Annotated in this window: 9 protein-coding genes; 4 read left to right on the top strand and 5 right to left on the bottom strand. The window is 55.7% G+C overall.

Annotated features, from left to right (window positions below):
• Positions 1 to 7 precede the first annotated feature (7 nt).
• Together K334_RS13550 and K334_RS15240 are read right to left on the bottom strand one after the other, a co-directional pair.
• Positions 8 to 1687, bottom strand: coding sequence for a glycoside hydrolase family 20 protein (locus tag K334_RS13550; protein WP_248623504.1), 1680 nt, complete (start codon positions 1685 to 1687; stop codon positions 8 to 10).
• 24 nt (positions 1688 to 1711) lie between these two features.
• Complete coding sequence (locus K334_RS15240) at positions 1712 to 2224, bottom strand: hypothetical protein (RefSeq protein WP_238318943.1); 513 nt, start codon at positions 2222 to 2224, stop codon at positions 1712 to 1714.
• Between the two features lie 160 nt (positions 2225 to 2384).
• On the opposite strand from K334_RS15240, the gene K334_RS0105535 reads away from it, so the two are divergent.
• Positions 2385 to 4178 (top strand): glycoside hydrolase family protein, encoded by a 1794-nt coding sequence (locus tag K334_RS0105535; protein ID WP_027444638.1) that lies wholly within the window; start codon positions 2385 to 2387, stop codon positions 4176 to 4178.
• A gap of 80 nt (positions 4179 to 4258) precedes the next feature.
• Here the strand turns inward: K334_RS0105535 and nrdG are convergent, their stop codons facing one another.
• From nrdG to K334_RS0105520, 3 genes are all read right to left on the bottom strand, one after another.
• Positions 4259 to 4765, bottom strand: a complete 507-nt coding sequence (gene nrdG / locus K334_RS0105530; protein WP_025880506.1) for an anaerobic ribonucleoside-triphosphate reductase activating protein — start codon at positions 4763 to 4765, stop codon at positions 4259 to 4261.
• A gap of 10 nt (positions 4766 to 4775) precedes the next feature.
• Complete coding sequence (locus tag K334_RS0105525; protein WP_021589036.1) at positions 4776 to 7001, bottom strand: anaerobic ribonucleoside triphosphate reductase; 2226 nt, start codon at positions 6999 to 7001, stop codon at positions 4776 to 4778.
• Between the two features lie 362 nt (positions 7002 to 7363).
• Positions 7364 to 7837, bottom strand: coding sequence for an outer membrane beta-barrel protein (locus K334_RS0105520; protein ID WP_025880507.1), 474 nt, complete (start codon positions 7835 to 7837; stop codon positions 7364 to 7366).
• A gap of 753 nt (positions 7838 to 8590) precedes the next feature.
• Here K334_RS0105520 and K334_RS0105515 point away from each other — a divergent pair.
• The 3 genes from K334_RS0105515 (at position 8591) to K334_RS0105505 (ending at position 15231) form a co-directional block, all read left to right on the top strand.
• Positions 8591 to 10246 carry a SusR family glycan utilization regulator gene (locus K334_RS0105515; protein ID WP_027444637.1) on the top strand — a complete coding sequence of 552 codons (1656 nt, stop codon included), beginning with the start codon at positions 8591 to 8593 and terminating at the stop codon, positions 10244 to 10246.
• 223 nt (positions 10247 to 10469) lie between these two features.
• Entirely contained in the window at positions 10470 to 13466 is a 2997-nt protein-coding gene (locus tag K334_RS0105510; RefSeq protein WP_390896189.1) for a SusC/RagA family TonB-linked outer membrane protein, read from the top strand.
• 31 nt (positions 13467 to 13497) lie between these two features.
• On the top strand, positions 13498 to 15231 hold the full coding sequence (locus K334_RS0105505; protein WP_027444635.1) for a RagB/SusD family nutrient uptake outer membrane protein: 1734 nt from the start codon (positions 13498 to 13500) through the stop codon (positions 15229 to 15231).
• Positions 15232 to 15247: the final 16 nt, after the last annotated feature.

Raw genomic sequence — 15247 nt, 5'->3', positions numbered from 1 at the left:
TTCCGCCCTACCGCCGGGGCGGATGGGCGTAGGCCTTCACTTCATCGATGAAGAACCAGGCGGGGTAGCCCACGCCGTAATGCCACGACGGGCACATGCCCAAAGTGGTGATACGCACCTTGATGTAGCGGGCTTTCACAGGCTCATCCTCGGTCGCCGTGGCGTCGACGAACTTGATTTTAGGGTCTCGGTCTTCGCCGAAGACGATTGGTTTGCCGAACGCCTTGAAGGCTTTTCCATCCTTAGAAACTTCATATTCCACGCTTTTGGGCAGCAAGACCCAGGCCCCCAACTGGTGCAGATAGTCGCTGGTGATGGTCTGCAGGGCCGTCTCGCGCCCCAGGTCGAGGGTCAACTCGGCGTCTTTTCCTTCCCAACCGACCCATCCTTCCACATAACTAGTGCCGCCGTAGAGGCCGTCTGTCAACGCCTTCGCGGCGATGTGACGGTAGCGTTCGGCAGGCGGCAGGCGGTAGGTGACGGCCGCGTGCTTGGCCAGATTGCCGTCGTCGCCCGCAGGGAGGAAGCGTTGCTCATACAAGGCACAATACTCCGCCGGCCGGTTGTTGCGCTCGTTGAGCGTCGGAATCTCATATTCGGCACAACGCCGACGGAACGTCTCCAGCAATTTCCTCACTCCCGCCACGTCGGTCATGGGCTCCGTGCGGGCTATCTCCAAGGTGGCGTACTGCAAGGGCAGCCTGCTGACGCGCACCCGGTCGAGTCTGGGCCGGTCATGGCGCACGGCTTGCTCGGCCTTGTCGAAGCATTTGTCGTAGGCTTTGCGCAGGGTGGCGTTGAGCATGCCGTCCTTATGCGTGATCGGAGAGTCGTAAATCCACAGCGGGGTGCCCGAAGCGAGAAGTGCCCCCTGCATCATCTTCAGGTAATCATGGAGATGTTTGCCCGCCGCGCCATAGTAACCGGTCATGAAACGCGCCATCAGGCTGTCCGCGTCGAGGTCCGGATTCCACATCAGATGGGCTATCATGTAGGCCCGAAGCTCCGCGAAGTCGGTGCCCTTCGTGCCGTTCACCTGCTCAAAGAGCATGTTGGCGTGGTGCTTCTTGAAGAGTTGGATGTTCTTCTGTAGGATGTGCAGGTTGGGAAAAGGGGCCACCACGTTGTCGAAATTGATTCCGTAGTCCCATATAAAGAGGTTGTCGGAGATGCGACTCCAGCCTTCCAACGCCGTCATGAACTGACGACCGCTCTCGTTGTCGGTCAGCGGCACCTCGCGTTTGCAGTCTATGTCGCACAGCATGATGTTGACATTGGGCAGCGGTTTCACGTGTCTGGGCGGCATCATGGTGAACAGATAGGCCAGCGTAGAGAACTCCTTGTCGGGATAACGCTTGGCCAGTTTGTTCAGGAAGCGGATGTAATTGCCCGACACGGCACCCTCTTCGGCGTCGACGGCCGCGCATTTGTCGCAATGGCAGTTGGTGTTGTTGCCGTCGTTCTGGCTGATTGAAATCATCTTCAGCCCGGGATTGGCGGCGAAGATGGAGTCGAGCTGGTGGCAGACTTGCTGGAACAGCGCTTCGTTGGTCAGGCACCACTGGCTGTGTTCGCCCGGTCTGCGCTCGCCGTTGATGAGCGAATACCACTCGGGATGGCGCTTGCCGTAGACCGCCGCGGGCAGAATGCGGTTGAAGGTGTGCACCCACAGGCCGCCGACAAACATCTGGCGCGGCTCTTCCAGCCCGAACTAAAGGCGATACAACTCGTCGGCGTTGCCGTAGCTCTGCGTCTGCCGGTAGCGGAAGGCCGGCGTCTCCGTCCATCCGGCAATCCTCGGCACGACCATCGTGGCCTTCTGGGGCGCACGCCAGGCGTTCTGCGTGAAATAGTCGCAGTCGAAATGCCGCCGCAACAGGTGGGCCACACCCAGCACGACGCCCTTGTCGCCGCCGCTCCTGATGCGCAACGCGCGGGTGTCGCAGGTGATTTCAAAGCCGTCTTCACCGGCTTTGTCGGTGTGTCCGCCCAGAAAGACGTCGCCATGTCGCGCCCGCGAGGGGCCAACCACGGGCAGACGGTCGTTGCCCATGCGGTGGATGAAGGTGTTGAGCAGGCGGGCGGCCTGGCGAGTGGCCTGCGTGGTGTCGGCCAAGACGATTCGGGCACGGGCCTTGTGCCTCACGGTGAGGGTCACCTGGGCCTCTCCGGCAATGACGGACAAGGCCGACAAAGAAAGGATGAACAGTCTCTTGATTTCCATGATGGGGATTTTATGGGGAAAACGGATGGGCAAGCCTGCTTGCCGACAGGGCAAATATAGACATTTTCGGCTGCAACGTCCCGACTTTAACCACCTTTAACGCCGCAAAAGGGCCATAATCGCACGGCCGTCCTACCTTTGCAACATCAATACCGATGACATGAAACATTTGTTCTACTTGCTTTTATCAGCCGTAATCCCTGCCGCCGCATGGGCGCAAAGCGGCTCCCTGGCCGAACCCGTGACCTACATAGGCGGCGAAATCTGCAATCCCAGACTGCATGAGGGCGGTTTCCGCTACGCGATCGGCACGGAAAACATCCAGGTGATGCGTGCCAACAGGACGCATCCGGAGCGCGCCGACGGCTTCGGATGGACCTACAACCACGCGCCCAACATGACTTATTGGAACGGGAGGTTCTATCTGGAGTATCTGTCGAACCCCAAAGACGAGCACCAACCGCCCGGCCACACGCTCGTCGTCACTTCGACCGACGGCCGCCACTGGGGAAAGCCCATGGTGGCGTTCCCCGAATACAAGGCGCCGCAGGGCGTCGGCTTTCCCAAACCTTATTACGGATACATCATGCACCAGCGCATGGGCTTCTACCATGCGCCCAACGGTAAGCTGCTCGTCGTGGGATTCTACGGCCACAGCTACGACCCGTTCAAGGAGGGGGGTATCGGCCGGGTGGCCAGAGAGGTGAGGAAGGACGGCACGATGGGCCCCATCCACTTCATCCGCTACTCTTCGCACGCGCAGTGGAACGCTTCCAACACGGCGTTTCCTTTCTACACGTCGTCCAAGGACAAGGCTTTCAAGGCGGCGTGCCGGGCTTTGCTCGGCGACAAACTCAAGACATTGCAGTGGATTGACGAAGACCGTGGACTCGACGGCTTCTATACGCTGAAGGATTCGGTCAACAAGGTGCAGGCCACTTCTTATTACCACCGGCGCGACGGAAAGGTGGTGGCCCTGTGGAAGTGGTCCTACGCGGCCCTGTCGGACGACGAAGGACGGAGTTGGTCGACACCGGTCAGGGTGCCGTCGCTCATCATGGCGGGCGGAAAACAGTGGGGACAGCGCACCCGCGACGGCCGCTTCGCGCTCTGTTTCAACCCGATAGAGACGCAACCCTACCGCTATCCGCTCGTCACGATGACCGGCGACGACGGCATTGTCTACGATTCCATCGGCGTGGTGCACGGCGAAGTGCCGCCACGGCGGTTCATGGGTGAGAACAAAGACTTCGGACCGTGCTACGTCCGCGGCATTACGGAGGGCGAAGAGCAGCCTTCGGACAGCAACATGTGGCTCTGCTACAGCGTCAACAAGGAGGATATATGGGTCAGCCGGGTGCAGTTGCCCGTCCGAACGACCTGGAGTGGCCCCGTCGACGACAACTTCGACAACATCCGTCCCGGTGCTTCCGTTCCCAATTGGAACATCTACAGTCCGGCCTGGTGCCCCGTCTCGGTCAACGAAAGCCACCAGTTGCGCCTCACGGACGCCGACCCTTACGACTACGCCAGGGCCATCCGGACTTTCGAGAACACGACGAAGGCGACCATCCGCTTCGACTTGAAAGTGGAAAAGGAGAACGACGACCCGCTTGAAATAGACCTTACCGACCGCCACGGCGAGCGGGTGGCCTGCCTGCGGCTCCACGGCGGCGTCATCAGCCTCAACCACCAACCCTGCGGCAACTACCAGACGGACCGCTGGTTGCAGGTGGAACTCGCGGTCGACGGCAACCAGGTGTCCTGCAACGGTACGACCACCGTCACGCTGCATGCCGTGAAAGGCGTCGAAAGACTGAGCTTCCGGACGGGCGAATATCGCAATCTGCCCGACCGAAACACGCCCAACCAGGAGCCATGTCCGCCGCTTCCAGGCTGCGACGAGCCTGTCCCGACGGCCTCCTATCTGATTGACAACGTGGTCATCAGATGACCGGACAAGTGTCAAGATGAAATGACAAAGGCGTTGCCGATGGGCAACGCCTTTGTCGTATTCATACTTTACAAACCAATTTACATGGACAGGATGTCCTCGTCGCTCAACTCCACCACGCGGCCTTGGCGCAACGACTCGCCCACAAGGATGGCCCGCTGGTTGGACGAGCCACGGAAGAGCAGGTCGGGGTTGCGCAGCGGCAGGATGAAGGGGCCGTCCATCAATACGTCGACGTGCTCCAGCAACGCCCGTTGTTCAGCCTTCGCCACGAGTTGCTCGAACCGAAAGCCCGTGAAACACCAGATGTTCTTGTCCGTTTCCCGCCGAATGGCCTTGGCCAAGTCCAGGAATCCCACGGCCTGGAACATCGGGTCGCCCCCCGTGAAGGTGACGTTGGCAAACGGGTCGCTGATGATTTCCCGCATGATGTCGTCCGTCGACAGCCGATGGCCGGCCTCCATGTCCCACGACTGTGGGTTGTGGCACCCCGGACAGGCATGCGAACAGCCCGCGCAATAGACCGAAGTGCGGAACCCGGGGCCGTCGACCATCGTGTCGTGGACGATATCGAGAACGCTGATCATCGTGCTTCCGCTATTGGGCCTGGGGCGTGTCGACGTGCGTCACGCGGTCGTTCAGCTCGGACAGCTTCGCGTTGTTCCAGCGGTCGGTGGTTCCCACGAGATAGCCGGTGATGCGTTGCAGTTTGTCGATGTGGCGGCCACCGCACTTCGGGCATGCCTCCAGCTCGGCGTCGGCATTCTCGTAGCCGCAGTCCATGCAGCGGTTGCGGTTGTGGTTGACCGATCCGTAGCCCAGATTGTACTTGTCCATCATGTCAACCACGTTCATAATGACCTGCGGATTGTGCGTGGCGTCGCCGTCAATCTCGACGTAGAAGATATGACCGCCCAACGTCAGCTGGTGATAAGGGGCCTCCACCTGCGCCTTGTGCAGCGCCGAGCACTTGTAATAGACGGGCACGTGGTTGGAATTGGTGTAGTAGTCGCGGTCCGTTACGCCCGGAATGACGCCGAACTGCTTGCGGTCTCTCTTGGTGAACTTGCCCGAAAGACCCTCCGCCGGCGTTGCCAATACGGAGTAGTTGTGCTGGTAACGCTCCGAGAAATCCTTCACCCGGTCGCGCATGTAGGTCACAATCTTCACGCCGAGCTGCTGCGCTTCATCGCTCTCGCCGTGATGTCGGCCCGTCAAAGCCTTGAGACACTCGGCCAATCCGATGAAACCGATACCCAGCGTGCCCTGGTTGATGACGCTCTCCACGGACTCGTCGCCCTTCAACTTGTCGCTGCCGATCCAGAGTTTCGACATCAACAGCGGGAATTGCTTGGCAAATGCCGTCTTCTGGAACTGGAAACGCTCGTCCAACTGACGTGCCGTCACCTCCAGCAAGTTGTCTAATTTGGCGAAGAACTTGTCGATGCGCTGCTGCCGATCCTCAACGTCCATGCACTCGATGGCCAGCTTCACGATGTTGATGGTGGAGAAGCTGAGGTTGCCTCGGCCGATGGATGTCTTCTCGCCGAAGCGGTTTTCAAACACGCGGGTGCGGCAACCCATCGTCGCCACTTCGTTCAAGTAGCGTTTCGGGTCGTCCAATCGCCAGGCATCGCTCTGGTTGAACGTCGCGTCCAGGTTGATGAAGTTGGGGAAAAAGCGGCGGGCCGTCACCTTGCAGGCCAGTTGGTAGAGGTCGTAGTTGCGGTCTTGCGGCTGATAGTTCACTCCCCGCTTCTTCTTCCATATCTGAATGGGGAAAATGGCGGTCTCTCCATTGCCCACACCCTCGTAGGTCGACTTCAGAATCTCACGCACTACGCAGCGTCCTTCGGCCGAAATGTCGGTGCCGTAGTTGATACTTGAGAACACAACCTGGTTGCCGCCGCGCGAATGGATGGTGTTCATGTTGTGGATGAAAGCCTCCATCGACTGGTGGACGCGGGCCACCGTGCGGTTGACGGCGAACTGTACGACCCGCTCTTCACCCTCCAATCCGTCGAGGTCGCGCGAGAGATAGTCGTCGATTTCGCATTGATACAGATGCGAGAAGTCCTGTCCGTAGAGCTTTTCGAGGCTTTTCATCTCCTCAACAAAGCTGGAACGAACGAACGGAGCCAGGTAGAAATCGAAGGCGGGGATGGCCTGTCCGCCGTGCATCTCGTTCTGAGCACACTCCAACGAGATGCAAGCCAGCACCGAAGCGGTCTCTATGCGCTTGGCCGGACGTGACGAACCGTGCCCTGCGGTGAACCCTTCGTTCAGAATGCGGTCGAGCGGATGCTGGCAGCAAGTGAGCGATTTGGTGGGATAATAGTCCTTGTCGTGGATGTGAAGGTAGTTGTGTTCCACGGCATCGCGCACCTCTTCAGAAAGCAGATAGTCGTCGACGAACGGCTTGGTGGTCTCCGAAGCGAACTTCATCATCATGCCGGCGGGCGTGTCGGCGTTCATATTGGCATTCTCGCGCGTAACGTCGTTCGACTTGATGTTGACTATATCGAGGAAGACATCACGCGTTTTGGCCTTGCGGGCGATGGAACGCTGGTTGCGATACTGGATGTATGCCTTCGCCACATCCTTGCGCTTGCTGCGCATGAGCTCCACTTCGACGGCGTCCTGGATGGCCTCCACCGTCATCTGCGGCTTCCCTTTATAAATAATGTGACTGGAGATCTTCTCTATCAGATTCTCGTCTTCACCCTTCTCGGTGTGCAACATGGCCTTGCGGATTGCAGCCATGATCTTCTGTTCGTTGAAACCAACGATGCGCCCGTCACGCTTTACTACAGTCTGTATCATTGTAATGCCAAATAAATAATAATGAATTGCTGGTTAATATCTGTTCGCAAAGATAGCAAATAAATGGACACGATTTCCATTTTGGAAAACTTTTAGCACGTTAATTTATGTCAATCACATGATTATAAGCACTTTATGAAAACGTTTTGGATAACTTTTCGTTTTTCAAAAACAAATCAGTTATCCAACAAAGTCAACTGCAATGATACGAAAAAGTTATGAGACGACCAAAACGGAAGCCCTCAAAAAAACATAAAAAACCTGTAGAAGCGGTGTCAAACGACATATTCTACAGATTATCACAGCATTGGGAGCGGCCCACTCATCCTCTGCTGTAAGTTGGAAAACGTGCGTTCCGAATGTCAGAACACGTAGACAAGGCTCACATTCATGACGCCCCGCCCATTGTCGGACACCAACTGGCAATAGGTCTCGGCGTTCAGATGCAGTTCGCGGGTGATGTTGAACTGCAGACCGCCGCCCAAATTCAAGCCAAGCTTGGAGCTGCTGCCGTCAGGAACGACCCAACTGTTGTCGTAGGTGAAGGCTCCCAAGCCTCCCAAAGGATAGAGCTTGAACCGATTGGTGATGTCGAAGATGTAATGCAGGTTGACATTCAAGTCCCAAGCCGACACGTGTCCGTCTTCCGGATAGTAGTTCAGCGTCAGTTCCGGACGGAAGTTCCGGTCTATTTGATAGCGGGCCACGACGCCCACGCCCACCTTCGGCTGACTGGAAGCACAATTCAACTTCCCTCCCAATTCGATGTTGCCCCGCTGTGCAAAGGCCCCCATGCCGACCAAAGTCATGCAGAGGCTTAACATTAACTTTTTCATAACTTTCAAAATAATAAGACTTATAAAAGATGTATCTGAACGTATAAACGGAACAAACGCAGGATTATTGCACGGGAAAGCAGCAAAACCATATCCACAGCAAGGGGACGGGGAGTGGGGAATGTGAAATGAGAAGTGTGGAATGGGAAGTTTGGAATGGGAAATGTGAAGCTTGGAGTGGGAAATGTGAAGTTTGGAATGGGAAATGTGAAGCTTGGGGTGGGGAATGTGAAGCTTGGAGTGGGAAATGTGAAGCTTGGAATGCTCCATTGCCCACAAGCCGCTTCCGCTCCGCAGCCCCTCCTCCTTTCGGGCAGACCGTGACGTTTTTGCAAAAGCTTGTCGATGACGGCGTCAAAGCAGCCCTTTCGTCTTGTCAAAGCACTGCTTTTGCAAGCTCAAAGCTGCCCTTTCGGCCGCTGAAAGGGCAGCGGTTGGAAAGGCAAAGGACAACACTACGAACCCAACGCCCCATCAACCATGCTCTATCGGCTTGTCGAGAACTTTCCAAAACATGTGCCATGCCGCCTCAGAAAAACGTTTCGACACCGAAAGACGCCATACGCAAGCGTATTTGAAAAGAAAACAACTACAAACAGATGGCTGAATCGACTTTTTCCATGAGTCTACGAAGAAATCGCCGAATAGTTCCGACAAAACAACTGCTATGCAGAAAAAATATAATATATTTGCAATGGATTCGCTACGAGGTGTCAGAATCCTTCGGAAACGCCATGTCAAAGAAGCTCCAAAATGAAGAAATACCTATATCTACTCATCCTTTTACTGGCCGACAGTCTAACGATGGCGGCCGATACGAACGACAGTCTGCTCAACGAACTGGACAAAGCCATCGAGATGCGCCCCACCTACATCGCCAACAAGGAGCGCGCCATCCGACAACTGCACCGCGAATTGAAGGCCACAAGCGGTACAAATCAACAGAAACAGATGGAGATTTGCGACCGACTGGCCAGCGAATATGCCGCATTCAATACGGATTCATCCCTATTCTATGCCGACCTGCTCTATCAGAAGGCTGTGAAGGCGAACGACGCGCAACAGGTTATAAACGCCAAACTCCATAAGATAGAAACACTTACAACGATAGGAATGTTCAAGGAGGCCTACGAAATGCTGCAACCGTTGCATGACAACAAGCCCTTGGGAATCAATCGGCCGCTACTCTATCACCTTTCACGCACGCTCTATGGGCTGATGGCTGATTATGCCGTCACCGAACAGGAAAAGGAAGACTATTCGCAACTGACCGACCGCTACCGCGACTCGCTGCTGGCACACAACAGTCCGTCTTCGGAACTCTACAGAATGGTCTACGCCGACAAGCTGATTACACATGGTCAGTACAAGCAGGCGCTCTCATTTCTGCAACCTTTCAGACACAGCGATGACGGACGCTTTGACGCGGGCTACGCTTACACCCTGGCCGAAGCCTACCGCCATCTCGACGAAAAAGAACTGTCGAAACGCTTCTACATCATTTCGGCCATCGAAGACATGAAGAGCGACACCCGCGAATATATATCCTTGCGCAAGCTGGCGACCATCCTTTTCCAGGAAGGAGACGTCGACCGGGCCTACAAATACCTGACGATCTGCATGCAGGACGCCAAGGCTTGCAACGCCCGACTGCGCATTCTGGAGATTCTCGACACCTTTCCCATCATCAACGAGGCCTACATGGCCAAGAAACACCAGCAGCAGATGATTATCGTTTGGGCCCTGGTGCTGGTCAGTCTGCTGGCCGTCTGCCTGCTCTTTGCCGTGCGCTACGTGCTCCGACAGAAGGCCACAGTGGTCAAGGCACGGCAAGACTTGGCCGAGGTCAACGCCAAACTGCGCGACATGAACAGTCAGCTGCTCCAATATAATAAGGAAATCAAGCAGCAAAACCTGCTGATTGCTGAAAATTCCTACATCAAGGAAGAGTACATCGCCCGCTACATGGACCAGTGTTCCATCTATCTGGAGAAGATGAAACAGCTGCGCACCCACCTCAGCAAACTGCTTTCGACGGGTCGGACGCAAGAGTTGAAAGAGGCCGTGAAGGTCTCCAACCGGGAAGTGGAGAGCGAACTGGCCGAGTTCTACGACAGTTTCGACGACACTTTCATCCAACTCTTCCCCTCGTTTGTCGAAGAATTCAACGCACTGCTACAGCCGGGCGAAGCGATTGTGCCGAAAACCGGGCACAAGCTCAACACCGAACTGCGCATCTTCGCGCTCATCCGCCTGGGCATTACCGACAGCGTGAAGATCGCGCAGTTCCTCCGCTACTCCACCACGACCATCTACAACTACCGCACAAGGGTGCGGAACAAGGCCAGGGGCGAGCGGGACGAACTGGAAACGCAGGTGATGAACATAGGGAAACACCACGAAGAATAGTCTCAAAGGCTTTAAAAGCCACTACTTTTTAAGCCTTTTTCAAAATCACAAAACACTATATACCAATCACTTGACAAGCTAAAGGCACTATATTTTCAATACCTCGCATTCTTATATCATTGATTTTAAGTTATCTTTGCACCACTGAATGACGGTCGGTCATGAACAACCGTTCTTCAGCAGCAAAGCTATCAATTGACTAATGACAATTCTCTTAAAACCAATGATTATGAAACCCGTGCAAAACAAGGACGGCTCATGGCACAGAACGCTTGCCCTGCTGGCAATGATTCTGTGTTCCGTGAGTGCGTTTGCTCAAAATTTCAGTGTGAAAGGCTTGGTGACCGACAAGAGCGGCGAGCCCGTTATCGGCGCCACCGTCATGGAGGCCGGAACCAAAAACGGCGTAGCCACCGACCTGGACGGCGCCTTCACGATGAAGGTAAGCGGCGAAAAGGCCGTGCTCCACGTATCCTATATAGGTTACAAGACGCAGGAAGTGCCTGTCAACGGCCGTTCACAGCTCACCATCAAACTGACAGAAGACGTCGCAGCCAACCTCGATGAGGTGGTGGTGGTGGGCTATGGCTCGATGGACAAGAAGGAATTGACCTCTGCCATCTCCCATGTCTCCTCCAAAGACTTCACCAAAGTGGCCAGTGTTGACCCCTCGATGATGATTCAGGGCAAGGTTCCGGGCGTGTCGATCACCAACACCGGTGCCGGCGACCCTAACAACCAAGCCAGCATTCAGGTGCGGGGTGTGTCGTCGCGGAAGGCCGGCTTGGGTCCGTTGATCGTCATCGACGGCATTCCCGGCGGCAACCTGACCAACCTGAACCCCAACGATATCGAGAGTTTCGACATCCTGAAAGACGGTGCGGCCAGTGCCATCTACGGCACACGAGGCTCCAACGGCGTCGTCCTCGTGACCACCAAGAAGGGCAGTCGCGACGGAAATCTGCACACAACTTACAATGGCATGGTGTCGTTCGACGTCATCAAGAAGGAACTCGACATGCTCAGTGCCGACGAGTATCGGGCCAACCGCATCGCGTCGGGTACCGGCTACGACCTGGGAGGCTCCGTCGACTGGCTCGACGCGGTGAGCCGTGTGGGCGTCCGCACCCAACATACGCTGACACTGAGCGGCGGCAACGCCCAATCCAACTATCGCGCGTCGGTCGACTATCGCAATTCCAAGGGGATAGACCGCTACTCCGGCCGTGAGGAATACGGCGGCCGCGTGGCCCTGAACCACACGACCAAGGGCGGACTGTTCACCTTCGTCGTCAACATCGCGCCACGTGTGGCCTACCGCAAGAACGCTTCGTGGGACGTATTCCGCAACGCCATAGAGGCCAATCCCACCACTCCGATCATGGATCCGCAGAATCCTGCGTTGTATTACAACTTCAAAGGCCAGTCGGCAGCCTACAATCCCGTTGAACTGGAAGACCTGGAAAAGCACACCGGCACCACGAAGCTCATCGACTGGGACGGTACGATAAGGCTGAACCTCTTCCCGCTGCTGCTGAAAAACCCGGGACGACAGATGCTGACGACGCAGTTGACCTTCGCCGACCACCAATATGACAACTACAACCAGTGGTTCCGCCCCTCTACCAGCACACGCGCCATCAATGGCGGACGCTCGGGTGAGGCGAAACAAGATTACTCCAAATCTTCATTACACAGCTTGGAATGGATCACCAACTACAGCAACTCCTTCGGTAATCACAATGTCAAGGTCATGGCAGGCTACTCTTACCAGTATGACAAGTACTCAGGACTGAGCGCCGAGAACAAGGACTTCCCCAACGACGCCCTCGAAGACAACAATCTCGGCAGCGGCACGCTGGCCAAAGACGAAGGCGAGGTCGGCATGGACTCATATATGAATGATTCCAAGCTCATCGCTTTCTTCGGCCGCGTGAGCTACGACTGGAAGGGTCGCTACATGTTGACCGCCTCCATGCGCCACGAAGGTTCGTCAAAGTTCGGCACCAACCACAAGTGGGGCGACTTCCCCGCCATATCGGCAGGCTGGCGCGTCTCCGACGAAGCCTTCATGGAGGGAACGAAGAGCTGGCTGACCGACCTGAAGCTGCGCGCCGACTATGGCGTGACGGGCAACCAGAACTTCGACAGCTACAAGTCGTTGAACACAATGTCGGGCTTCGGCTACTACACTTATCATGGAAAATACTATCAAGTGTGGGGACCGGGCAAGAATGTGAACCCTAATCTGCGCTGGGAAAAAGGCAAAAACTGGAACATCGGACTTGACTGGACATTGTTCAAGGGCAGGCTTTACGGTTCGTTCAACTATTACAACCGTAAGCAACAGGACCTGTTGGGCGACTACAAGGTGTCGATTCCGCCCTATCTGTTCGACAACACCTTCGTCAACGTGGGCACCATGCGCAACAGCGGATTTGAGTTCGACATCACATGGAATGCCGTCAAGACCAAGAATTTCAGCTACACGCTCAACATTATCGGTGCTACGATGAGCAACAAGTTCGTCAGCTTCAGCAACAACGAGTTCGTTGGACAGGACTATTACGACGTGGTCAGTCCCGAAGACCCCTACCCTTTCCACACACTACAGCGCATAGAGAAAGGCCGTCGCATAGGCAGCTTCTACATGTTGAAGTATGCCGGCGTCGATTCGCAGGGCCGATGGGTCGTCTACGACAAGGACGGCGACAAGGTGTTGGGCGACAACGCCACCGACGACGACCGCCAGTTTGTGGGCAACGGACTGCCCAAGTTCACCGGATCGATGACCCACAGCTTCCGTTACAAGAACTTTGAGGCCTCCTTCTTCTTCCAAACGGCGCTCGGTTTCGACATCTTCAACATCCACGACTTCTACTACGGAACGAAGAATTTCCAAGGAAACGTGATGGACAAGGCCTACAGCAAGAACAAAATCATCTCACAGAATCCACTCGTTTGCGACTATTTCCTGGAGCCGGGCGACTATCTGAAGCTCTCGTCGGTGAACCTTGGCTACACATTGAACCTGAACAAGAAGTACATCGACGCCATTCGCTTCTACGCAACGGCCGGCAACCTCTTCACCATCACGAAGTTTTCAGGCATTGACCCGTCCAATTATCAGGTGAACGGAACCGAGCCCGGCGCAACCAAATCACGTACCTACTATCCATCTACACGCCAGTTTATGGTGGGAATGCAAATTGATTTCTGACAAACAAGAACCTTATTTATTATCATTCGATATGAAAAAGACTATCAAATATGCAGCGGGCTTCATGTTGTTGGCCACGGGTCTCACCGGTTGTACCGACCTGGGCGAGACGCTCTACGACCAAGTTGCCTCGCAAAACTATTACAATACCAAGGATGATGTGGTGCGGGCGGTCCTCCGTCCCTTTGAACATGCTTTCTGGAGTGTGCAGAGTCGCCAGGTACTCAATGAGGAAACAGCCGACCAGTTGATAACGCCCACCCGTGAAGACTGGTGGGATGACGGCGGCCGATGGGCGCGCCTGCACCGCCACCAATGGCTCACGACCAACGGAGAGGCCCAGAGTGAGTACAACGGATGCTTTCAGGGAATCATGCAAACCAACCTCGTCATCGAGGATTTGGACAAGCTTTCGGCTGCCAAATTCGGTTTTTCAGACGCCGAATTCAACAATCTGAAGGCGCAAAACCGCGTGTTGCGCGCCTGGTTCTACCTGCGATTGCTCGACATGTTCCGCCATATTCCATTGGCAGTGAGCTACTATGACACCGACAAAAACTCGAAAGGACAGGTGAAACCCAAAGTCATCTACGACTTCATAGAGTCTGAACTGAAGGCTGCCATCCCCGAACTGATCAAGAAAAGCGCGTCGGGTGGCAACCAAACCATCCAAGGGCAGTGGACACAGGCCGGCGCCGCCGCGCTGCTCGTGCGTCTCTATCTCAACGCCAAGGTGTATATCGGCGAAGACCATTGCACCGATTGCGCCCAATACGCGCAGGGAATCCTCGATGGAAACTATGGAACCTACAAGGTGGCAGACCGCTGGGACGCCGCATTCGATTGGAACAACGAGACCTGTGACGAGCTTATCTTCGCCTTCCCGGGCTCCGCCGGCTACTCACACTGGCACTATACGGGCGACATGTATTGGTGGTCGGTGCCTTCAAAGGCCAAGGATTGGCTGCACGACCAGAAGAACAAGCAGGGCGACCACAACATCAAATACTCCGCTTCGCCCAGCTACAATCCCAAGGGGGAGAAGTACAACTACGAGCTGGGCATGCCGATAGAGCGCTTCAAGATGTATCCGTCGGACGTCCGCTTGAAGAAATACACCAACTTGGGCAACAACAAGCGTGAAGGAATGTTCATCTATGGCAAGATCGCCTACACGGATGAGAACGGAAACACGGCCTATCTGAAGGACCACAACGGCAAATATACGCTCGACCTGCGCGACGCGGTGGGCAAATTCGGGGCCACCGACGGCGACAAATGGCTGGCTTCAGCCGACAGCAGACTGGAAAACGGCGACGACAACTCGGGCTGGATGTTCGTGAAATATCCGCTTTATTCCGACGACGAGGCCGGTCAACTCGAGGCGGACTACAGCGAAATCCGCCTGCCGGAAATCATCTACAGTCTGGCGGAGTGCAAACTGCGTCAGGGCGATGCGGCCGGCGCCGGCAAATTGCTCAACGAAGTGCGCCGCCGCAATTATCCTTCCAACGATTGGAGCACCGCCCTCTACGCGCCGGAAGGCTCCGCCAAGCTGGACATGAAGGAGATGTTGAACGAATGGGGACGCGAGTTCTTCGCCGAAGGACGCCGCCGTGTCGACCTGATTCGCTTCGGAAAATTCCTCGACGCTTGGTGGGACAAGGACGCAGATGCCGACGACCACACGCTCATCTTCCCTTTCCATCGCGACATTCTGGGCGCCAACAAGGCGCTGAAGCAGAACCCCGGCTACAAAGATTAATCACCAAAAAACCTTA

Source organism: Segatella baroniae DSM 16972 = JCM 13447, assembly GCF_000426585.1.
GTDB classification, from domain to species: domain Bacteria; phylum Bacteroidota; class Bacteroidia; order Bacteroidales; family Bacteroidaceae; genus Prevotella; species Prevotella baroniae.
This window is presented reverse-complemented; position numbering and strand designations above follow the sequence as displayed.